The sequence below is a fragment of the Candidatus Schekmanbacteria bacterium RIFCSPLOWO2_02_FULL_38_14 genome (assembly GCA_001790855.1).
Lineage (GTDB): Bacteria > Schekmanbacteria > GWA2-38-11 > GWA2-38-11 > GWA2-38-11 > 2-02-FULL-38-14-A.
This window is the reverse complement of the sequence record MGDH01000028.1, coordinates 39,788-62,973: the sequence shown is the minus strand read 5'-3', so window position 1 is coordinate 62,973 and position 23,186 is coordinate 39,788. Positions and strand designations below refer to the sequence as shown.

19 protein-coding genes and 1 pseudogene are annotated in these 23,186 nt (G+C 36.6%); 7 read left to right on the top strand and 13 right to left on the bottom strand.

The features are described from left to right. The 6 genes and pseudogenes from A3H37_04945 to A3H37_04920 form a co-directional block, all read right to left on the bottom strand. Nucleotides 1-1,026 (bottom strand): annotated as a pseudogene (locus tag A3H37_04945) (hypothetical protein). A gap of 291 nt (nt 1,027-1,317) precedes the next feature. Continuing rightward, the gene (locus tag A3H37_04940) at nt 1,318-3,696 is read right to left on the bottom strand and encodes an endopeptidase La (protein ID OGL49289.1); all 2,379 of its coding nucleotides are present in this window, start codon (nt 3,694-3,696) and stop codon (nt 1,318-1,320) included. 17 nt (nt 3,697-3,713) lie between these two features. After that, nucleotides 3,714-4,421: a dethiobiotin synthase gene (locus A3H37_04935; GenBank protein OGL49288.1), complete on the bottom strand. Its 708-nt coding sequence runs from the start codon at nt 4,419-4,421 to the stop codon at nt 3,714-3,716. A 229-nt stretch (nt 4,422-4,650) separates the two neighbouring features. Further along, on the bottom strand, nt 4,651-5,415 hold the full coding sequence (locus A3H37_04930) for a 1-(5-phosphoribosyl)-5-amino-4-imidazole-carboxylate carboxylase (GenBank protein OGL49287.1): 765 nt from the start codon (nt 5,413-5,415) through the stop codon (nt 4,651-4,653). Nucleotides 5,416-5,518: 103 nt separating this feature from the next. After that, nucleotides 5,519-6,571 (bottom strand): glycerol-3-phosphate dehydrogenase, encoded by a 1,053-nt coding sequence (locus A3H37_04925; GenBank protein OGL49286.1) that lies wholly within the window; start codon nt 6,569-6,571, stop codon nt 5,519-5,521. 97 nt (nt 6,572-6,668) lie between these two features. Beyond that, nucleotides 6,669-7,316: a hypothetical protein gene (locus A3H37_04920; GenBank protein ID OGL49285.1), complete on the bottom strand. Its 648-nt coding sequence runs from the start codon at nt 7,314-7,316 to the stop codon at nt 6,669-6,671. Nucleotides 7,317-7,552: 236 nt separating this feature from the next. On the opposite strand from A3H37_04920, the gene A3H37_04915 reads away from it, so the two are divergent. Next, nucleotides 7,553-8,962: a tRNA (N6-isopentenyl adenosine(37)-C2)-methylthiotransferase MiaB gene (locus tag A3H37_04915; GenBank protein OGL49284.1), complete on the top strand. Its 1,410-nt coding sequence runs from the start codon at nt 7,553-7,555 to the stop codon at nt 8,960-8,962. Nucleotides 8,963-9,175: 213 nt separating this feature from the next. Here the strand turns inward: A3H37_04915 and A3H37_04910 are convergent, their stop codons facing one another. From A3H37_04910 to A3H37_04900, 3 genes are all read right to left on the bottom strand, one after another. Further along, nucleotides 9,176-9,877, bottom strand: coding sequence for a hypothetical protein (locus tag A3H37_04910; protein OGL49283.1), 702 nt, complete (start codon nt 9,875-9,877; stop codon nt 9,176-9,178). 171 nt (nt 9,878-10,048) lie between these two features. Then, nucleotides 10,049-10,231 carry a hypothetical protein gene (locus tag A3H37_04905; protein OGL49282.1) on the bottom strand — a complete coding sequence of 61 codons (183 nt, stop codon included), beginning with the start codon at nt 10,229-10,231 and terminating at the stop codon, nt 10,049-10,051. 37 nt (nt 10,232-10,268) lie between these two features. Beyond that, entirely contained in the window at nt 10,269-12,401 is a 2,133-nt protein-coding gene (locus tag A3H37_04900) for a hypothetical protein (protein ID OGL49281.1), read from the bottom strand. Between the two features lie 93 nt (nt 12,402-12,494). Between A3H37_04900 and A3H37_04895 the strand changes: the two genes are divergently transcribed. From A3H37_04895 to A3H37_04870, 6 genes are all read left to right on the top strand, one after another. Continuing rightward, a complete protein-coding gene (locus A3H37_04895) occupies nt 12,495-12,683 on the top strand; it encodes a hypothetical protein (protein ID OGL49280.1) in 189 nt (62 codons plus the stop codon). A 259-nt stretch (nt 12,684-12,942) separates the two neighbouring features. Continuing rightward, a complete protein-coding gene (locus A3H37_04890) occupies nt 12,943-14,751 on the top strand; it encodes a cell division protein FtsH (GenBank protein OGL49292.1) in 1,809 nt (602 codons plus the stop codon). Nucleotides 14,752-15,062: 311 nt separating this feature from the next. After that, nucleotides 15,063-15,902, top strand: coding sequence for a dihydropteroate synthase (locus A3H37_04885; protein ID OGL49279.1), 840 nt, complete (start codon nt 15,063-15,065; stop codon nt 15,900-15,902). A gap of 148 nt (nt 15,903-16,050) precedes the next feature. Continuing rightward, entirely contained in the window at nt 16,051-16,806 is a 756-nt protein-coding gene (locus A3H37_04880) for a pyridoxine 5'-phosphate synthase (protein OGL49278.1), read from the top strand. Between the two features lie 32 nt (nt 16,807-16,838). Next, a complete protein-coding gene (locus tag A3H37_04875; GenBank protein ID OGL49277.1) occupies nt 16,839-17,852 on the top strand; it encodes an aspartate-semialdehyde dehydrogenase in 1,014 nt (337 codons plus the stop codon). 142 nt (nt 17,853-17,994) lie between these two features. Then, a complete protein-coding gene (locus A3H37_04870; protein ID OGL49276.1) occupies nt 17,995-18,537 on the top strand; it encodes a hypothetical protein in 543 nt (180 codons plus the stop codon). A gap of 3 nt (nt 18,538-18,540) precedes the next feature. Here the strand turns inward: A3H37_04870 and A3H37_04865 are convergent, their stop codons facing one another. The 4 genes from A3H37_04865 to A3H37_04850 all read right to left on the bottom strand — a co-directional run bounded on the left by A3H37_04865 (nt 18,541) and on the right by A3H37_04850 (nt 23,174). Beyond that, nucleotides 18,541-19,926: a ribosome biogenesis GTPase Der gene (locus A3H37_04865; GenBank protein ID OGL49275.1), complete on the bottom strand. Its 1,386-nt coding sequence runs from the start codon at nt 19,924-19,926 to the stop codon at nt 18,541-18,543. Nucleotides 19,927-20,354: 428 nt separating this feature from the next. Beyond that, nucleotides 20,355-20,645 carry an integration host factor subunit beta gene (locus tag A3H37_04860; GenBank protein OGL49274.1) on the bottom strand — a complete coding sequence of 97 codons (291 nt, stop codon included), beginning with the start codon at nt 20,643-20,645 and terminating at the stop codon, nt 20,355-20,357. 29 nt (nt 20,646-20,674) lie between these two features. Beyond that, nucleotides 20,675-22,417: a 30S ribosomal protein S1 gene (locus A3H37_04855; protein OGL49291.1), complete on the bottom strand. Its 1,743-nt coding sequence runs from the start codon at nt 22,415-22,417 to the stop codon at nt 20,675-20,677. Nucleotides 22,418-22,472: 55 nt separating this feature from the next. Further along, nucleotides 22,473-23,174 carry a cytidylate kinase gene (locus A3H37_04850; GenBank protein OGL49273.1) on the bottom strand — a complete coding sequence of 234 codons (702 nt, stop codon included), beginning with the start codon at nt 23,172-23,174 and terminating at the stop codon, nt 22,473-22,475. Between the last annotated feature and the right edge of the window lie 12 nt (nt 23,175-23,186).

Sequence of the window (23,186 nt, the reverse complement as noted above, 5' to 3'; positions counted from 1 at the left end):
ATCCCAGCTTAAAAACACAGAAATATACTCTCCTGCTGAAGCAGATATCCAGTTTATTTCATCAACTGGTGATGAGATGTATTGATGCCATCCGTCTCCGTCTGTATCAGTAAATATGCCTTCATAATGCTTGGCAGCATAATTACCTGCTGAATTAACCCAGAGTATTCCGTTTGTCCTTGCATCATTTGCAATATTGCATATTATTCCAGTTCCATTATATGCTCCTGTATTTACCCATCCTACAGAATGGTTAATTATATTTATTCCGTTAGTTATAGAATCATTTTTTGCCGCTGCAAGGTCAACTTCATCACCTATTTTATAAAGATAGAGCTGTGCATCAGGCGCCATATCATAGACAGCTTCTGCTACTGCAGTTCCGTGGACAGTGTCTGTTTCAAGTCCGGCACCTGTGTAATCGTGTGTGATAACTGTTGACGGAAGGTCTCCATGGGCTTTTGTTTCTGTGAGGTTATCAAAACCGAGGTCTATTACTGCAATCTTTAATCCTGCTCCTTTGTAGCCTGATGTTTGCCAACTTGAGGCGCCAGTTAGACTCACGCCTTCGCTTGTATGCAGTTCCAAGGGCTTAAAGGGAAGTCTTATTCTCTGGATTTCAGGGAATTTGCTTTCTAAAGTTTTTAAACGATATATCGGCACATAAGCTTTTATTAAATTATCATATGACTTATCAACTTCAACTCCAAGCGAGGATAAAGCATTATTGTCAATTGATGAACCATCTACCAGGGTTAAAATAACTTCAACTTTATTATTTTTTAACTTGATATTGCGTTCAGAAGCGAACTTCTGAGCCTCTGGCAATCCCTTTGCTGAAAACTTTCCTATCAGTTCTTTTATAACGCTGTCAATTTTCCCCTTTTTGCCTTTATTAGGTATCGTCGTTAATGAAATATCATCAGATGAAAAAACAGAGCTTATAAGAACTGTGTTAAATACGAAAATAAAAGCAAAAATGACAAGTGACAGCACCTCTGGTTTTTTAATTATAATTTTTTTCATAATAAACCTTTTAACCTCCTTTTCCTAATCTTGATAAAACGATTTTTCCCAATCTTAGGAAACTATGCAAAATCAGTGCCATTTTGCAGGCATTAGATAAATTATCTTCTAACCCTTTGTATTTTAATAAAATAAATGTAGTTTTTAAGATTAAAAAAACAAAAAAATATTTTTTCTGTTTGGAAAAGTGTTCAGTTTTTGAACATTTTACTTGATTTGTCTCTAACGTATTGAAAAGTTAGGTTAAAAAATGTTCAAAAATCCGACATAGTTGCTTTTTTTATAAAGTAATTAACTGCTTTTAGAATTAACAATTAGCATTTCACTTAAAACAACTTTTACATTATCAACGAATAAAAAAGAAAGTTTATCTTTTATGCTTTGCGGGATGTCATAGAGGTCTTTTTCATTTTGCACAGGAAGGATTATTTTTTTAATCCCTGCCCTGTAAGCAGCAAGAACTTTTTCTTTAATAGCGCCAACAGGAAGAATTTTACCTCTTAAAGTAATTTCTCCTGTCATTGCCACATCGTGCCTTATAGGTTTTTCAGTAAAAATTGATGCTATTGCAATTGCAACAGCAACTCCTGCCGAGGGTCCGTCTTTTGGAATTGCACCTTCAGGAAAATGAATGTGGATATTAAATTCTGAAAAACTTTCTGCAGGAATGTTTAAGTCGTTTGATTTTGACCTTACATAACTCATTGCAGCCTGAACTGACTCTCTCATTACATCGCCAAGTTGTCCGGTGATTATCATTTCACCCCGCCCCTTCATCTTGGTTGCCTCAATGAACATAATTTCTCCGCCAAAGGGTGTCCATGCCAATCCTGTTGCGACTCCAATTTCAGGACTTCTTTCTGCTATCTCAGGGAGGAATTTTTTGGGCCCAATAAAACTTTCTAAATCGTTCACATCAACAACCTTTTTGTAAGGTTCATTTGCAGCAATATTGGTTGCTATTTTCCTGCAGATATTTCCTATTAGCCTTTCGAGGTTTCTCAAGCCTGCTTCCATTGTATAGCTTGTTATGATTTCTTTTATTGAATTATCAGTAAGCTCCAAATCTTTTTCTGATAATCCGTTTGCTTCAAGCTGTTTTGAGAGGAGGTATTTTTTTGCAATAATAAGTTTATCTTCCTCGGTATAACTTGAAATCTCTATCACTTCCATTCTGTCACGTAATGGTCCTGGTATATAATCAAGGATATTCGCGGTAGTTATAAAGAAAACTTTTGAGAGGTCAAATGGTATGTTGAGATAATGATCTGAAAATGATGAATTCTGCTCAGGGTCTAAAACTTCAAGCATTGCAGAGGACGGGTCGCCTCTGAAATCTGCCCCCATCTTATCAATTTCATCAATCATGAACAGAGGGTTGTTTTTTCCGGCTCTTTTGATTTCCTGAATGATTTTTCCGGGCATTGCTCCGACATATGTTCTGCGATGTCCTTTTATTTCAGCCTCATCTCTCATTCCTCCTACAGAAATTCTAACAAAGGCTCTTCCCATGGCTTTTGCTATGGATTTTCCAAGTGAGGTTTTTCCTGTTCCCGGAGGTCCTACAAGGCAGAGGATTGGTCCTTTTAATTCTTTTTTTATTTTAAGCACTGAGAGAAATTCAATTATTCTTTCTTTAATTTTCTCCAGCCCGTAATGGTCATAGTCAAGAATCTCTCTTGCTTTTTTTATGTCAATCGTATCTTTTGTGGATTTGTCCCAAGGCATTTCTATCAGCCAGTCAATGTAGTTCCTTATAACAAGATATTCAGCAGTTGAAGATGTTATTATTGAGAGGTGGTCGATTTCTTTGAAAACTTCTTTTTTTACCCCAGAGGGGATGTTCAATGATTCTAATTTTTTCTTGAGGTTTCTAATTTCTGTTTCCTGAGGCTCTTCTTCTCCGAGTTCTTTTTTAATAATCTTAAGTTGTTGCCTAAGAAAGTATTCCTTCTGTGATTTGTCAAGGTCCTGTTCTATTTTTCCTATTATATCAGATTCAATCTTTAATTTTTTAACTTCCATGCCGAGCATTGAAGCCAGTTTTAAGAGTCTTTCCCTGCAGTTTAACACTTCAAGAATTTTCTGTTTTTCAGTTATTGCAAAGTTAGAATAAGTGGCTACAAGGTCAGCAAAACGGCAGGGTCCCTGAATATTCCTTTTCAAAATTGTTATCAGTTCCTTTGGGTATTTTTCATCAAGCGATACCAGTTCTTCAAAATACTGCATTACCTTTCTTATAATAAGCGTGATTTCCTTTGATTTTTCATCAGGGCAGAAAATGGGTTTGACTTTTGCCACTATACACGGCACGGTCTTAATGATTTTTTCTATTTCAATTCTTATTATCCCCTGAAATACTGCCTGAACAGTGTTGTTCGTGAGGTTCATTTTATTTATAACCCTGCAGGCAACTCCGACTCTGGATAGGTTTTTTGAAGATATCTCGCTTTTGCTCAGATCTTTCTGGAGGACAAGCGCGACAAGCCCTCCCTCTGATACCCTGTTTTTAATTGTATTCAGGTTAAGCTTTCTTGCAATTTCGAGGGACAGGACATCATGCGGAAAAATTATTGAACTCATGAGCGAGAGGACAGGAAGAGTTTCAGGAATATTTTCTTCCTGTAAACCCTGAACTGATTTTGTTTTCTCTGATTTTGATTTTTTCATTTAAACCTCAGAATATTTCATTTATCAACCAAAATATCAGCTACCGCTTTCAGATGCTTTTCAGCAGCATTTAAAATAGTATTGTATTTTAATTTTTTTAATCTTGGGAAAGGGATTACAAATTCAGGCTTTAGAAGTTTTTTTATTATTGCTGGATTTGTTCTGTATGCTAAGTCTTTGGATTCATAATCGTAATTATTGATTATTATTCCTTTTATTCTTAGATTTGACCTTTTTGCTTCCCTGAATGTCAGCAGGGTATGGTTAAGAGTTCCAAGGCCTGGATGACATACAATTATGACAGGAAAATTAAAAGATTTTATGAGGTCAGAGACAAAAAGGTTTTTTTTGATTGGCACAAGCAGTCCCCCTATTCCTTCTATGATTAAAAAATCATGTGCTTTTTTTAACTGCTCAAAACAATTTTTTATTCTTTCCATGTTGACTTTTTTTTTCTCGACCAATGATGCAGCCATAGGAGCTAAAGGGCTTTTAAATCTGCAGGGAGATATATCTTCCAATTTGTCTGAAATTCCTGCATAGGTTTTAAGCATGGCTGCATCTTCAGGGAAAAGTTTTCCTTTTTTAACTTTGCATCCTGTTTCAATTGGCTTCATTACACCTGCATCTACAAAGCGTTTTTTTAAAAGCGCAGCCAGCGCACAGGAGATAATTGTTTTGCCTACGCCTGTATCAGTTCCTGTAATGAAAATCCCTTTTGCCATTTGCCTAACTAACCACTATCTTCAGTATTTAAATTGAAAGCCTAATTTAAATCCTAAATACCAATATCTAAATCCTAAACCCCGTTAGAAAGTAAAATTTCTAAGCGGGGTAAACAAATTCAAATTTCAAAATTTTTCTTTTGTTTAGGTCATTTGTATTTTGAACATTTGCGCTTGTTTAGAATTTAGGATTTCGAATTTAGGATTTTACAGTTACGTTATCTCGTCTTTACCTCTGTGTTGTTTCTCCTAAAATATTAATGCTGTGCGCAATGTAGCCGGCACCGAATCCGTTATCAATATTAACTGTTGCAATTCCGGATGAGCAGCTGTTGAGCATTGTCAGAAGCGCTGAAATACCATTAAAGCTTGCGCCATATCCAATGCTTGTTGGAACACCAATAATCGGCTTGTCCACTATTCCTCCTATGACGCTAGCAAGAGCTCCTTCCATTCCAGCAACTACCACTAAAACCCGTGCTTCAAACAGCTTCTTTGTTTCTGCCAGAAGTCTGTGTATTCCTGCAACTCCGACATCATAAAGCTTTTCAACCCTGCTTCCAAGAGTTTCAGCAGTAACATATGCTTCTTCTGCAACAGGGATGTCCGAGGTCCCTGCGCTTACAACCAGAACTAAACCTTTTGTTGGTTTTTTTTTCTGCCTTCTAACTACTACAGTTCTGCCTGTCTGGTTATATATTGCATCTTTGGATACTAATAAAATAGCCTGATAGGCTTCATCGTTTGCTCTTGTGGCAAGAAGGTCCTGACCTCTTGAAAGTATGCTTTTTGAAATTTTTTCTATCTGTTCTGGGGTTTTACCCTGACAGAAAATTACTTCAGGAAATCCCTTTCTTAAGCTTCGATGATGGTCAACTCTCGCAAAGTGGAGGTTTTCAAAGGAGAGAAATTTTAATTCTTTTATTGCTTTATCAATGGTGGTTTTTCCAGACTTGACATCTTTTAAAATATTTTTTAAATTTCCAGTATTCAATTAATAATTTTCTCCAGCAAAAAGGTTCAATGTTCCAAGGATTGAAGGGGTTGAGTAAAAATACAAAATAAAAAAAATTTAATTTTTGACTTTTGAGCTTCTTTCAAAGAAGTCCTTCCTGAAATTCACTTTTCAAATCTCTTCCCATGAGGTCTGAAATTGCCTGTTTAGGTTCTTTGTTTTTAAAAAGGACTTCATAGACCTGCTCACAAATCGGCATTTCTACATTATATTTTTTTGTAAGCCCTACAACGGATTCCGCAGTTTTAATTCCTTCAGCAACCATTTTCATATCCTTCAATATTTCATCCAGCTTCATACCTTTTGCGATTTTCATTCCTACAGAACGGTTACGGCTTAAGTCCCCTGTGCAGGTCAAAACAAGGTCTCCGATTCCTGCAAGCCCTGCAAAGGTTAGAAGTTTTGCGCCCATTGCAATCCCAAGCCTTGACATCTCTGCGATTCCTCTTGTTATAAGGGCAGCCAAGGTATTGTGTCCGCATTCAAGCCCTGCTGTTATGCCTGCGGCAATAGCCATAACATTTTTAATTGCTCCGCCAAGCTCAACGCCTGTCAGGTCATCGTTGGTATAAACACGGAAATATTTATTGCTCAGGATTCTCTGAACATATGTTCCTACAACATGGTCTTCCGCAGCAAGAACAGTAACAGTCGGAAACTTCTTGCCGACTTCTGCAGCAAAGGTTGGACCTCCCAGAGCTGTAAATTTAATGTCACTTCTTTCAGCAAAAATCTGATAGAATATTTTTGACATAGTAAGAAGCGTTATATTTTCTATCCCTTTTGAAGCGCTTACAAAAATTGTTCCGGGTTCAATATATTCTTTTGCCTGATTTAAGATATTCCTTACATATTGAGACGGGATTACAGAGACTATAATCTTGGCGTTTTTGCAGGCATCTTCAATGGAGTTTAATGGAATGATTTTTTCTGAAAGAGGTATTCCCGGAAGATAGATTGGGTTTTCATGTCTGAGCCTTATCTCTTCAGCAAGGTCTTTTTCATATACCCAGAGCTTTGCTTCAAAACCGTTGTCAGCCAGAACATTTGCCAGGCTTGTACCCCAGCTTCCAGCCCCAAGAACAGTTATGTTATCCAAAAGAGTTTCCTTTTTACTATGTTTATCAAGCGGAATTACAAAGTGTTTTTTGCTTCAATGCGTTTAGAGTATCTGGTATTTTAATACTTTTTTCAAAAATGCGGTTAAAATGCAAGTGAAAAAATATTTATTTCTAAACAGAGGCTATGAACAAGCAATGCAAATCAGTTAGCTTCTCAATTTTATTTATTTTAAATCCGTTATCAGCAAGAAGCCATTCTATGTCTTCAAGCGAGTAGCGGTTATGTTCTGAGAACCTTGTATAAAGTTTTTCAATATCTATATTCATTGGCAGGGACTGATGGAATTCAAGATATGCCTTAAGAGGCGACCTGACCCAGTCATAGATTAAGAAAATTCCTTTTTTCTCAGCGAGAGATTTTATTATTTTTTTAAGCAGCGGCACAGGATAATTGATATTGTGAAATGTGAAGTTAATTGTGATTAAATCAATGTCATTTCTTGGGAATCTGAATGATTTATCTACAATATCCTTTAATTCAAACTTTACTTTTGCGTTTTTGAAGACAAGTTTTTCCGCTGTTTTTATCATCACCTTGCTTGAATCATAGCCGTAGAGTTTTGCTTTGCTTAATCTTTCATCAATATCCTTTAGAAACAGCCCGGGTCCTGTTCCAAGGTCAAAAATAACCGGTTCTTTTGATAAATCTGGTTTAACTGTTTCATCAAATACTGACCAGAAATTCTCCCTGAATCGCATAGGATGGGTATTTATCATCATTTTGGACAGAAATTTCATATCGACATCTTTGCTGTACATTTTTTCTCCTTACTTTTTAGGATTACAGAGATTTAAGAAAGATTGCAGTGATTGAATTATGCAAATAATGCTAAAATATATTCTAATTATAATTCATTTGTAAAGATATGGTTTTCATACCATAAAAGTTTTACTGATATGGAATTTTAATAGCCTTTTTTGAGAGAATTTGACTTTTGTATGCCAAGTGCATATAAATGTATGCAAAATAGATACAGGAATAAAAAGTAAATCCAATGAAAGGATTAAATAAAAACTTGAAAGTCTTCATCCAGACCTATGGATGCCAGATGAATGAACATGATTCGGAGAAGATTGCTGGGATTCTGGAGAGCGCTGGTTACGGGTTTGTTCAGGAAAAAGAAAAGGCAGACCTGATACTCCTCAACACCTGCACTATAAGGGAGAAGTCCGAGCAAAAGGTTTTTTCTGAGATTGGAAGGTTGAAGAGATTAAAGAGAAAGAACCCGAACCTAAAAATAGGCGTATGTGGGTGCATTGCCCAGAGGGAAAAGGAGAAAATAATTGAACGGGCGCCAGAGGTTGACCTTGTGTTCGGGACATTGAATTTTTCAAAATTGCCTCAGTTTTTAAAAGAGCTTGGACAAAGAAAGAAAGTGGTTAACGTTGCGCCTTCCCGCGATTCTGAATCATCTGAGGATATTAACGAGGCTGGTTTGACACAGTCTTTTGGCATTGGTGCAAAGAGAGAGGACGGGGTTAAAGCGTTGGTAACAGTAATGGAGGGGTGCAACAACTTCTGCTCTTATTGTGTTGTGCCTTATGTGAGAGGACCGGAAAGGAGCAGGAGCGAGAAAGAGATTGTAGATGAAATAAAAAATCTTGCAAAGGATGGGTTTAGGGAAATTACACTGCTTGGACAGAACGTTAATTCCTATAAAGCAGAGAATGGAAATGGAAGAGATTTTATAAATCTTCTTGGGAAAATTAATGAGATTAGCGGAATTGAAAGAATAAGGTTTATTACATCCCATCCAAAGGATTTTTCTGTTGAGCTTATCAATGCAATGTCAGGGCTTCCCAAAGTTTGTGAACATATGCATCTTCCTGTGCAGTCAGGGTCAAATAAAATCTTAAAACTCATGAAGAGGAAATATACAGTTGAGGAATATAAAGAGAAAGTAGATATGCTGAGAGAAAGAATCCCAAATACAGGAATTTCTACAGATATAATTGTGGGATTTCCCAGTGAGACAGAAGAGGATTACAATGGCACTTTAAGGATTCTTGAAGAAGTAGAATATGACTCTATTTATTCCTTTAAATATTCTCCAAGACCCCAAACTGTTGCTTTGAGCCTGAAAGAGACTCTTTCTGATGAAGAAAAAAGCAAGCGGTTTTCAAAGTTACAGAATCTGCAAAAAGCAATAACGCTCAGAAAGAATAAGATGGAAGAGGGGAGGATTAAAGAAATTCTGGTTGAAGGGGAGAGTGCGAAAGGAGATGGAAAGCTGACAGGAAGAACAAGAGAAAATAAAGTTGTAAATTTTGAAGGGGACAGGAGTCTGATAGGCAAATTAGTTGAGGTTAGAATCAAGAAAGGTTATAGCAATAGCCTGTTGGGAGAAATTGCAAATAATACTGTACTCGGCAATATAAATACGCAATGTCATTGCGAGGAGTGAAACGGTTGCGAGGCAAAGCCGAAGCAAACCCTGAGCAGATTCCTTCGCTTCGCTCGGAACAAGCTCCACAATCTCAATAATACCAATAGCGAAAAAAGAGATTGCCACGCTCCCTGTGGTCGCTCGCAATGACAAAAGAAAAACATAACACAGTTTCTTCAGCCTTAGCTTTTGCCAACAACATTCTCAAGCCTTCCAATCCCGCTTTTTTCCTTAATTTTTTGAAAACATCAGGTCGTCATAGAATGCTTCTGCCTCGCTTTCAGTATCATCCGAGTCAATCCAGATGCAGATTTTTACCGTTTTTACAGGTTCTTCATTAAAAAGTTTTTTATAGTCCTCGCAAACATTTCTCTTCTCTGTTATCCACTCGCCGAGTTTTTCTTTTCCGCTTTCAACTACAACATTTTTTGTGTTACCTCTTTTAGGGCTTGTTGTCATCAGACCTTTAGGAGCATTGCTTTCCCAGAGATAAGAAATTATTTTACTGCGAAGTTGTTCAGGGAAACCACCGGGAAAGACAAGGTAGATGTTTCCTGCCTGGTCATCAGTGCTTTTCGATCTAACATCTCCATTCGGAGGAAGTTTGGACACCTTCCACTTCCATGAAAAATATGGATACTGTTTTATATCTATCTCTAAGGTTTTATAAATTCCAACTGATGTGCCTTTACTTTTTATATGAAACACTAAGTTGCCTGTTTCATGCTTTGCAATTGAGCAATCTACTTTGCCTTCATTTTCCTTTGCTTCCCAACCAGGAGGTATTACGTTTTTTGATATAGTTTTTGAAAAGTTGTCAATTATTATGCTTGAAGGAGTTAATGATGGAACTATTGGAGAATATGAGGTTAGTAAAAAGAGATATATGGTGGAAAAAATAACTATTAAAAAGGATTTTGAAAGTTTATTCATCTATTATTTACCCATTTTCATAGTTTGAAATTCTTTTACTTTTTTGAGAATTCCAGTTTTTACTTTTTCCCAGGTTAATTTTTTATCAAAAATTTTTATTCTCTTCACTTCAAGGTCATCATCTGCATCTTTAAAATACACCAACCCTCTCAATCCATGATAAATGTCAAATTATTCATATTTTTTTTGGGTAAATTTTAATATTTCTTCCAAAGAAAATATATTAAGTAAGTAATAAATATCAATACAATCTCTTCTGTTCCCTCTCTGAGAAACAGCGACCATTTTCATTGCAGCAATATCTTTTATTGAAGCGAGCAAAACCCCCTGAACATTAACAAATCCTTCTGGCATTGGATAATCATAGCAAAAAAAGACAGCTTCTTCCTGCTCATCTGCTTAAATCCTCAATCTCTTTTTTCAGAACACTATTTTCTGGTTCAACTTTTGAATATTTTTTAAAAACCTCTAATGCATTAACCTTATCACCTTTAGCTTTATAAACTAAACCAAGATTCCAATAAGCTTTATAAAACTTTGGATCAGTTTTAACAACTTCTTTGAATTCCTTTATAGCCTCATCAAATTCTCCTTTTAAATAATATACATTACCTAAATTTAGTTTTGCCATTATATTACTGTTATTATAGCCCAGAGCCTTCTTGAAAAAATCCTCTGCCTTATTATACACATTATCCATCAACTGAATCGCTCCAAGGTTATAATAGCTGTCAGAGAGCTTCTTTTTTATTTCTTTGGCTTTTACCGGGTCTTTCATTTCCTCATTCATTACTTCTCTCTGTTTTATGACCTTAATCAGCACTCTCCTGATAAGTTCATCATCAGGCTTCAGACTCAGCGCTTTTTCATACTCAATAACTGCCTCATCAAGCAGTCCCATTTTTTTATATGTTGTCCCGAGGTTAAAATATGCTGCATCAAGTTCCGGGTTAATTTTTATAGCAATCTCTAATTCTCTGATGCCGTCCCTGAAGTTGTTAAACCTTGAAAATACTGTTCCGAGATTGGCATGAGCCTTAACATGGTAAGGCTCTATCTCTATAGCTCTCCTGTAAGCAGCAATGGCTTCATTAAACATCTCCTTTTTTTCATAACCTACTCCTAAGTTCAAAAATGCTCTTGCATTTAGAGGAGATTTTTTAACAGTATCTTCCCAAAGGCTTATCCAGTCACTCCATACTAAATTCCGTTGGTATGTATCAATGGAAAAGAACAAAATAATTAATGCTGAGACAATAGTAATGAAAGGAATCCTTCGTAAAAATCCCCCCAGCCCTACTTCCTGCCTGCCGTCAGGCAAGGTAATAAAAGGGGGTGAGGGTGGATTGCTTCGGCTAAAGGCATAGAAGTAGGGGCGGACGTTCCTGTCCGCCCAAAAAGAGGGACGACACAGAGGTCGTCCCCTACAAAAGATTCGATAAAGAGACATGGAAAGGAAAATTGAAAACCCTATTGAAGGAAGATAAAGCCATCGTTCACTCATCACATCCTCAAGAGGGATAACTGACGTGGGAGAAATAGTTATAAAAAACCAGAGAATAGAAAAAGAAATCTCACTACGGTTTTTAAAACATATAAAGGCTAAGCAGAAAATAAATAAAATTATACCGGAAAAGCAAAGGGTAGTAAAATTAAAACTTGTGGTTAAAGGGAAATGACGGTCCACGTTAAGATTAACAGGAAGGAAAAGAAGCTTTATATAAGATATTGTTACGTTAATCTGGGTTAAAAAGTTTACATAAGGATTCCGTGTAAATGTAGGATGAAAAAAAGAACCGATAGTGTAATACCTCACAATAAAAGCCATAAGAATTATTGCAAAAAAAGGGAGATAAAAGATTTTATTTTTGAAAGCAGAAAACCATGAAAGAGCTTGCTCATTTTTATTAAAAAAGCAGAATTCATACAGGATTAAAACCACCGGCAAGGTAATCCCAATCTCCTTTGACCCGACTGAAAGTATATAGGAGAATATCATCAAGAAATAAAACAGGATTTTTTTATTGAAGCTAAAATCTGAATTCCTGAATTCCATGAAAAGATAAAATGACAACAGAAAAAAGGTTGTGCTCATCAACCCTGCCCGGCTTGAAATGTAAGTTACTGACTCCACATTAATTGGATGAGAAACAAAAATTAAGGCAGAAACAAACGGTATTAAAGGGATAGACGTAAAAATTAAGTTTAAAATTAAATAAACCAATATCCCATTTAAAATATGAAAAAACAGATTCACCAAATGATAGCCAAAGGGTTCAAGTTTGCAAAAATAGTAGTTCAAAGAAAAAGAAAGGTTTGAAACAGCTCTTGTAGGATTGGATAAGAGTATTTTGGGAATGTTATCTAAATGTCTTATTGAATAATTGGTTACGATTGCCATCTGGTCATCGTAATGAAATGGGACTTCTAAAGAATCTGAATAAATAGTAAGGGATAGTAAAATTATTAAAAAGGTATAAAAAATTAACAGTCTTTTCTTTTTATTTTCTGTTTCTGATTTCATCTCCGGAGTTACTCTCAAAGTTTAATTTATAAAAAACACTGCTGAATACTCCCCAGCTTGATGGGGAGATGAAAGCAGTCCTCGATTAATGAATTGATATATGCCATAATTAATTGCATGAGTCCAGTTAGAAGATGGAAACATGCAGTATATGATCTGAAATATCATTTTGTATGGATACCAAAATATAGGAAGAATTTGTTTACAAAGGAGCTTGAAGAATTTACCAAGAGAGTTTTCGAAGAGATTGCACATGATGATCAACTCGATTTAAGTTTTTAGATGCCCCCCAGCTTGCTGGGAGGGTAATTCACTTATAAAAAATATTTACTCTTAATTAATTATTAAACATATATTTATTTGGGTAATGTGATGTAATAGAAATATTGAGAAAATCCAGAGAAAGTCGTAAATGAAAATATGAAATTCTACCTTAGTTTTAACTAATTGATGATAAAGGAAAATCCCTTGACAATTAAAGAATTCTTTCTTACTCTAATTGAAAAAAATCAAAATTGTCAGTAATGAAAGGTGGTTAATTGTGAATCAGCTCTATAAAAATATTCTTTTATGGGCAATACTGATTATTTTTACCATTGTTCTCTTCAATGCCTTCAGTACCCCAAAAGATGATAAAAAAAAGATAAATTATTCTGACTTTATCAAAATGATTGAGCAGGGAAAGATTTCTGAAGTAACGATTCAGGAAAATAATATTGAAGGTAAAAAGGATGATGGTACAAGCTTCAAGACCTATACACCCAATGATGCGCAGCTGATAACAATGCTCCGGGAAAGAAATATCCGTATAACAGTTGAACCTCTGCCAACAAGCCCTTGGTATCTGGTATTCCTTTCATCATGGCTTCCAATATTAATACTTTTCGGGATATGGATATTCATGATGCGGCAGATGCAGGTAGGGGGGAATAAAGCTCTTTCGTTTGGTAAAAGCAGGGCAAAGCTTTTAACAGAAAATAAAAACAGGGTTACTTTCGAAGATGTTGCAGGTGTTGATGAAGCCAAGGAAGAGGTTGAGGAAATTATTGAGTTTTTAAAAGACCCGCAGAAGTTTCAGAGATTAGGGGGAAAGATACCAAAAGGGGTTCTGCTCATAGGTCCTCCCGGGACTGGAAAGACATTGTTGGCAAGAGCGATTGCAGGTGAAGCAAATGTCCCTTTTTTCACGATCAGCGGATCTGATTTTGTTGAAATGTTTGTTGGAGTAGGAGCATCAAGAGTAAGAGACCTCTTTGAGCAGGGGAAGAAAAATGCCCCGTGCATAATTTTTATTGATGAAATAGATGCTGTTGGAAGACACAGAGGCTCGGGTTTGGGAGGAGGGCATGACGAAAGAGAGCAGACTCTTAACCAGCTGCTTGTTGAGATGGACGGGTTTGCATCAAATGAGGGAGTGATTTTAATTGCAGCAACAAACCGCCCCGATGTTCTTGACCCTGCCCTGCTCAGAGCTGGCAGGTTTGACCGTCAGGTAGTTGTTCCAAGGCCTGATGTTAAAGGAAGAGAAGGAATACTGAAAGTACATACAAAAAAGATACCGCTTAACGGCAATGTAGATTTAAGGGTAATTGCAAGAGGGACTCCAGGCTTTTCCGGCGCAGATCTGGCAAACCTGGTAAATGAAGCTGCGCTTTATGCAGCAAGGGTTGGCAAGGAAAAAGTGGAAATGCCTGATTTTGAGCAGGCCAAAGACAAGGTTCTGATGGGTGTTGAAAGAAAAAGCATGATTATAAGTGATGAGGAGAAAAAGAATACTGCCTATCATGAGGCAGGCCATACTTTGGTGGCAAAGTTGATTCCCGGAACAGATCCTATTCATAAGGTTACAATAATTCCAAGAGGAATGTCTTTAGGATTAACTCAGCAGCTGCCAATTGATGAAAAACATACTTATCCTGCAGAGTATTTAAATAGCAATATTGCTATTCTTTTGGGAGGGAGGGCTTCAGAGGAGATTGTCTTATCCCATCCTACTACCGGTGCCGGAAATGATATTGAAAGAGCAACAGAGCTTGCCCGTAAAATGGTTTGTGAGTGGGGGATGAGCGTAGAGTTGGGACCTTTGTCTTTTGGCAAAAAAGAAGAAGCGATATTTCTTGGAAGAGAAATTACCCAGCACAGGGATTACAGCGAGGCTACGGCAGTAGCAATAGACAAAGAGGTTAAAAAGATTGTAATGGAAAATTTCAACAGGGCAAAATCCCTTATCCTTGAAAGAATTGATACTCTTCATGCTCTTGCAAAAGCACTGCTTGAAAAAGAAGTGCTTGAAGGTCCGGAGATTGATGAGATAGTAAATGGAATAAAAGCTGTTGCCCCTGTAGCCTGAAAGACTGGATAGCCCATCTTTTCCTATAATCAAACAAGAGTGAGGTTAAAAAACTCTAAATTCTAAATCCGAAATTCTAAACAATATCAAAATTCAAAATTCTAATGTTCCAAACCGTTTTGAATTTTGGACTTTGGTCATTTGAATTTGTTTAGGATTTAGTGCTTCGAATTTAGAATTTAATGAAATTAGGGAATAGCGGGACAAGAATGTCCCGCCTACCTGCCTGTCGGCAGACAGGTCGATAGGCGGGGTTTTCTAACCCCGCATTTTCTGAAGGGAAAGAGGCAAAGATAAAAGAGGTAAAGATAATGGGAAGATCTTTGTTGATAGGAGATAAGGTCTTTGATCTCGGGAAAAGAACGTTGATTATGGGGATACTGAATGTAACTCCGGATTCTTTCTATGATGGTGGAAAATATATGAATTCTGATATTGCACTGAAACATGCTCATGATATGGTTAAAAACGGGGCTGATATAATTGATGTAGGCGGTGAATCAACAAGACCCGGGAGCAGGAGAATTCCTGCTAAAGAAGAACTGTCAAGGGTAATTCCAATTATAAAAAAACTCAGGAAAGAAATTAATGTTCCCATTTCTATTGACACGTATAAAAGTGAGGTTGCAAGGGCGGCACTTGATTCAGGGGCTGATATTGTTAATGATATTAGCGGATTGAAGTTTGATGGGTCTATCTCAGAAGTCGCAGGGGAATTCAATTGCGCTCTTGTTCTTTCTCATATAAGAGGCACTCCAGAAGATATGCAAAAGAATATCAGCTACAATAATCTTATAAGTGAAATAAAAGATTCGTTGAGGAATAGTATAATAAAAGCAGAAAGCTCCGGAGTGAACCGTAATAAAATTATAATTGATCCGGGTATCGGATTTGGAAAGGGAGTCAGGGGAAACCTGCTTATATTAAAAAAACTTACTGAGTTTAAAGACCTCGGAAAGCCATTAATGATTGGCACTTCCAGAAAATCATTCATAGGAAGCCTTCTTTCAGCTGAAAAAGGGGAGAGACTGGAAGGCACATTGGCAACAGTATGTGCAGCGGTTCTTAACGGAGCGGATATAGTAAGAGTTCACGACGTTAAAGAAATTTCTATGGCTGTAAAAATTATTGATGCGATAAGGAATATCTAATATTGTAATTGATATTCTCATAAAGAGGATATAGATAGCGAAGTAAAAAATAATTAAAGAAATGTTTGCAGATGCGTTGTTAGCTGTTGCGAACTTTGCAAGAGATTTGAAGGTTGGAATAATTTATCAAAATTTAAATTGTTTTTGAATGGAGGTAAGAGTCTTGAAGCTTGGAGTTAATGTTGATCACGTGGCTACTTTGAGACAGGCAAGAAAAACAATAGAGCCTGACCCCGTATGGGCTGCCATAGAGGCAGAGCTTGCAGGAGCTGACGGGATAACAATCCATTTGAGAGAGGACCGCAGGCATATACAGGAAAGAGATTTGAAAATTCTAAGAGAAGTTATCAGGACAAAGTTAAATCTTGAAATGGCTCCAACCAAGGAGATGGTGAAAATTGCCTGTTCCGTAAGACCGGATACAGTTACACTTGTTCCTGAGAGGAGAGAAGAAGTTACAACCGAGGGAGGGCTTGACATTGCAAGTATGTTGGATAAGCTGAGAAGAACAAATGAGAATCTTAAGTTGAGCAAAATCAAGGTCGGTGTTTTTATAGACCCTGTTATAAAACAGCTTGCAGTCTGTAAAAAAATCAATTTTGACCATATTGAAATCAATACAGGAAAATATTCAGAGGCAAAAGATCCTGCTGTTGCGGAAAAGGAATTGATGGCAATCAGGAATGCTGTTGTTGAAGCACTTGATAATAATATTAAAGTTAATGCAGGACACGGGCTGAATTATAAAAATGTTATAGATATAGTCAGAATAGACGGGATAGAAGAGCTCAATATAGGACACAGTATAATTGCGAGATCTGTTTTTGTCGGGATTCGCAGAGCTGTAGAAGAAATGGTATTGACAATTAATAAGGCAAGTGAGAGTAGAGACAGATTAATTTAAAAAATTAATAATTTTGTGGAGGCAATTTGATAATGTCTAAAAAGTTTAACGTTGCAATAGCAGGTGCTACCGGAGCAGTAGGGAGTAAATTTATTTCAATACTTGAGGAAAGAAAATTTCCAGTTAACGAATTAAGGCTTCTGGCTTCAGAAAGGTCAGCAGGGAAAACTCTTAAATTTAACGGTCAGGATATAAAAGTAAGAAAGTTAGATAATGATTCATTTAAGGGCATAGATTATGCCCTCTTTTCAGCCGGGGCATCAAGGAGCCTCGAATTTGCCCCAAAGGCTGTTGAATCAGGGGCTGTTGTCGTTGATAACAGCAGTGCTTTCAGAATGGAAAAACATGTTCCTCTGCTCGTTCCCGAGGTTAATCCCCATGCCCTGAGAAAGCATTCCGGTATAATTTCAAACCCGAACTGCTCAACAATCCAGATGGTGGTTGTTTTAAAGCCTCTCCATGATTACGCAAAGATTAAAAGAGTAGTTGTTTCTACATATCAGGCAGTATCAGGTGCTGGCGGGAAGGCTCTGGAAGAGCTGATGAAACAGACAAAGGATATGCTTAATTTCAAAGAGGTTGAGAAGAAAGTGTTTCCTCATCAGATTGCATTTAACTGTATACCGCACATAGATTCTTTCCTTGAAAACGGCTATACAAAGGAAGAAATAAAAATGGTTAATGAAACGAAGAAAATAATGGGAGATGATTCAATAGCAGTTACAGCAACTACAGTAAGAGTCCCTGTTTTCCACAGTCACTCAGAGTCAGTGAATGTTGAGTTTGAAAGAGAGATTTCTCCTGAGAAGGCAAGAGAAATTCTCAAAAAAGCGCCAGGAGTAGTAGTGGTAGACAATCCATCGGAAAAGGAATATCCTCTGGCAATAAATGCTGCCGGAAAGGATCCAAGCTTTGTAGGGAGAATAAGAAGGGATGACACAGTTAAATATGGATTAAATATGTGGATTGTGTCAGATAACCTCCGTAAAGGAGCAGCTCTTAATGCAATTCAGATAGCTGAACTGCTTATTAAAGGAGATTATTAAAGCCTTATTGCAAAGGTCTAAAAAGGTGAAAGATCTTAATCTTGACAAGCGGTGGATACCTGTTCTATAAATTAAGAGGACAAAAAACATCCTGCTTTTAAGGTTTATGATATTAAAATAATCCACTTAAGTAAATATAAAGATGAATCTTGCCAACTGGATTACAATTATAAGAATTCTGTTTGTTCCTTTTTTCATAATTCTATTAGCTTATGGATGGAAATCCTACGCACTGCTGCTTTTTTGTCTTGCTGGAATTACAGATGGAGTTGACGGTTATATCGCAAGAACCAGGGGAATTAAGACCGAACTTGGTTCAATTCTTGACCCTCTGGCTGACAAGTTTCTTCTTATATCATCATTCGTTGTGCTTACAATTAAAAATCCAGTATTGATTCCGTTATGGTTTACAATTATTCTCATCAGCAGAGAACTCGTTATAGTCATGGGCGCAGTAGTCATACAATTTATAACAAACAATTTTAAAGCCAGTCCAACTATTATTGGAAAGGTTACTACTGCTTTTCAAATATCAACTGTATTTATTGCATTGGTGATTAACGGAGTTGAAGTTTCTATTCCTGTGAAGTTACTCAAAATATTTATTATTTTTACAACTATTTTAACAATAACCTCAGGTTTTCATTATATTTATCTCGGGACAAAGCAACTTAACGGGAAGTAGATATTATTTTTTAAAACTTATCCTTATTGGTATTCCTGCAAATTCAAAGTCATTCCTGATGTTTTTTTCCAAATAGCGGCAATAGTGCGTTGGTATTCCTTTTGGATAATTTACAAATATCTGAAATCTTGGAGGAGCTGTGTTTATCTGGTGCATATACTTTATTTTAACTTCTTTTCCCTGGAACATAGGGGGATGGTGTTTTAGTATCCAGGAGGAGAGGCGGTTATTAAGTTCAAAAGTTGGTATCCTTTTTGTCGCTTCTTTAAAGGTTTTGGATATCAGTGACAGGATACTTTTGATGCCATATCCTGTTTTTGCTGAAGTAAAAATTATATTTGCATAGTCAATATTGCCTAAGCGGTTTCTGATGAAATCAGCATATTCCTTCTTTGTTATTGTAGTTCTTTCATCTGCAGCTATATCTTTTAAGTTTGAAATACCGGCATTCTGAAGATGCTCAGGTTTTAGATTTTTATCTTTAACAATATCCCATTTATTGGCTACAAAAAGAAAACCTTTCCCTTCATTGTGGATTAGATTTGCAATCTTTAGGTCCTGGTCTGTTACACCTTCTGCGGCATCAACTACCAGGACAGCAACATAACATTTTTTCAGGCTTTTTATTGAATAATAGGTGCTACCCTTCTCAAGGGTTGTTTTTATCCTTGATTTTTTTCTGATACCTGCAGTGTCAACAAATAAAAACTCCTCATCTTCTGTTTTTAATGAGATGTCTATTGAGTCAACAGTTGTTCCCGGTGTCTCACTTACAAGAAAGCGCTGTTTCCCTAAAATGGAATTTATAATAGATGATTTGCCAACATTAGGACGCCCTAACACTGCAATCTTTACCAGCGGTTGCTGAGTATCCTGTTCTTTATGCGGGTCTGCACTTAAATAACTTATAATCTCATCAAGAAGTTCTCCAATTCCTAATCCGTGTATTGATGAAATGTAAAAAAAATTATTAATCCCTAGCTCATAAAAAGGGAGAGCCATTGCTTCATCTTTAGGGTTGTCAATTTTATTTACAACATAGATGATTTTTTTATTGGATTTTCTCAAGAGGTCTGATATCTCTCTGTCGATTGGATTAATCCCTTCTCTCCCATCCAGCAAAAAGATTAAAACACAGGATTCTTCTATTGCTGTTAATGTCTGTTCTCTTACTAACGTTTTAAGTTTTTCTTTCGGATTTAGTTCAAACCCGCCTGTATCAACAAGGAGGAAGCTCTTGCCTGACCAGAAGCATTTGGCATAGTTTCTGTCCTTTGTTGTTCCAGGAAAATCAGAAACTACTGCCTTTTTTTCTCCAAGAAGACGGTTGAACAGAGTTGATTTGCCAACATTTGGTCTTCCAACTATGGATACAATATTGTCAACCATGGTGTATTAGATCCATTAAGTTTCCTGTAGCTTGCAGGCTGTCCAAGAATGGTCATTGCGAGGAGCAAAGCGACGAAGCAATCTCATTTTTAGTTTTCAGCATTCAGTTGTCAGCTATCAGCTTTATGATTAGATTGCCACGCTCCCTTCGGTCGCTCGCAATGACGAAAGGAAATTGTCGGACAGTCTGCCTGATTCAGGGTTATTTCCAACTATAATGTTAATAAATTTATTATTTATTCTATCGCTGATCCTGAAAGAATGATGCAGAAGCAGCGTAAGCCGTTTATTCTAAGAAAAGTTTATAGCCTTGGAAAAACAGCTGGTTGCAAAAATGAAAAAAGTCCCGATTTCTCAGGACTTAAAACATTTAGCCTTCTGAAAATGACAAAAGAAAAACTTAACAATTTGATATCTAAGCTTAAGGTTTAGGCTTTTTCTGAAGTATTAACCATTTTTTTAAGCTCTTTACCTGCTCTGAAAAATGGAACTTTCTTGGCAGGAACATAAACTTTTTCTCCGGTTAATGGATTCCTTCCTTCTCTTGGGTCTCTTTTTCTTATGGTAAATGACCCAAAGCCTCTTATCTCTACCTTGTCAGCTTTTTCCAGTGCCTGCTTAATGTTTTCAAAAATACAATTCACTACCCTGTCTGTCTGTTTCTTGTTAAGAAAGCTGACTTTTTCCGAGATTTTTTGAATTAAATCGGTTTTTGTCATACTTTTACACCTCCTCAGAGAGATTTAATTCATATGTCCTTGTTTTTGCCAGAGAGAGCTTTGATGCTTGTATCTAATTGTCCCTGGCTCTCCAGATACTCGTCTACCTCACCTTTTACCTTGGCTTCCGTTAGACTTCTTATACTTAATCCTATCTTTCTTTCAGATGTGTCTATTCTTATTATCTTAGCTTCTATTTCTTGGTCTATTGAGACAGCATCTTCAGGCTTTGAAACGTTTTCTGTGCTGAGTTCTGATATATGGATTAAGCCTTCAATTCCATCCTCAAGCTCCATAAAGGCTCCAAAATTAGCAAATTTTGTAATTTTCCCTCTGACAACATCATCAACCCTGTATGTTTCAGGCACTTTTTCCCACGGGTCAGGCTGAAGCTGCTTGAATCCGAGAGAAAGCCTTTCGTTTTCTTTGTCTATACTAAGCACTTTTGCTTTTACAGTTTGACCCTTTTTAACAACCTCTGATGGGTGTTTAAGTTTTTGAGACCATGACATATCAGAGATGTGAACCAACCCGTCAATCCCTTCCTCAAGCCCAATGAATACTCCAAAGTCTGTAATGTTTCTAGCATTTCCCTCAACAATTGACCCGATAGGATATTTCTTTTCAATTAAATCCCAAGGATTTGGCTCGCACTGTTTAATCCCAAGAGAAATTCTTTTATTCTCAACATCAATATTTAAAACAACTGCCTCTATATTGTCTCCCATTGCCAATATTTTGGATGGGTGGCGGATTTTCTTTGTCCATGACATTTCAGAAACGTGAATCAATCCTTCTATTCCTGTTTCAAGCTCTATAAAAGCACCATACTCTGTCAGGCTGACTACTTTACCTTTGACCCTTGAGTCAACAGGGTATTTTTTCTCTATGGTTGTCCATGGGTCTTCTGTTATCTGCTTTAGACCAAGAGAAACTTTTTCATTTTCTTTGTCAATTTTTAAGACCTTTACATTAATTTCATCTCCAAGAGCAAACATTTCAGAGGGATGGTTTATTCTTCCCCATGTCATATCTGTTATGTGGAGGAGACCATCAATGCCACCAAGGTCAATGAATACACCGTATTCAGTAATGTTTTTTACAGTTCCTTTTATTGTCTGATTTTCCTTAAGGTTTTCAAAGAGGTCAGCTTTCTTTTCTTCCCTTTCTTCTTCCAAAAGTTTTCTTCTTGAAAGAACAATGTTTCCTCGTTTTTGGTTGATTTTAATTATCTTAAGGGGAAGAATTTTTCCTATTAATTTGTCCAGATTCTTCACAGGACGCAAATCAATCTGTGAACCAGGAAGAAAAGCCTTGATGCCGATATCAACAGTTAATCCGCCTTTAATCCTTGAAATGACCTTTCCTCTTATAATTTCATTCTTTTCGTAAATTCTTGTAACTTCATCCCATATTTTTATTTTCTCAGCTTTTTCTTTTGACAGTACAATCTGTCCATTTTTGTCTTCTATTTTATCCAGGTAAACCTCGACTTCATCTCCAACTTTTAAAGACGGAAGTTCACCGCTTTCACTCCTGAATTCATTTATAGGAATAATTCCTTCTGATTTATAACCAATATCAACAAGAACTGTATCCGAGTTTATCCTGATAATTGTTCCTTTAACAACTTTTCCTTCTTTGAATTCCTTCATGGTTTCAGCATAAAGCCTTTCCATCTCTTCATGTAAAATATCTTCGCCTTCAGGGATGGGAGCTTTTTCCTCTGCAGAATCATTTTCCTCAGAGTCTATGCTTCTGGTTTCTGATATCTTTTTCTTCTTGCTTTCTTTCAAAGGCATGAGAATTAATTTACCTCCTAATGTCTTAATGAACCATATTCTTTTTTTTTAGTTTATTTAATTTTTTTTTGCAATGTCTTAATAATGTTTTTAGCACCTCATCAGGTGTCATTTTACTCGTATCTATATAGATTGCATCATCTGCTTTTTTTAACGGGGCTATTTTCCTTCTGCTATCATTATGGTCTCTTTTTTCAACCTTTCTGATTGTATCTTTCAGAGAAGACTTTAACCCCTTCTCTTTTTGTTCTAAATATCTTCTCTTGCTCCGTACCTTTAGTGATGCATCGAGAAAGAACTTTATTTCTGCATCAGGGAAAACAACGGTGCCAATATCTCTTCCATCCATCACTATTCCACCGGTTTCTCCTGCTTTTCTCTGTATACCTAATAAACCTTCCCTCACTCCTTTCTTAGCAGAAATCATAGAAGCTGCCTGACCTATTTGTTCACTTCTTATATCACTTGATACATCCCTGCCATCAATGAACAGTCTGACAGCGTTATTTTTTTTTTGGAATTTCAAGGTAGTATTTTTAGTCAATTCTGTCAATTCTTTTTCTTTGTTTAAATCTATTTTTTTTTCAATAGCCTTAAGTGCTAATGCTCTGTAAATAGAACCGCTGTCCACATAAATGTAATTAAGTTTTTCAGCCAGAAGTCTTCCTGCAGTACCTTTACCAGCCCCTGCAGTGCCGTCAATGGCTATTATAGGCTTTTTTCTCAATGGATTACCCTT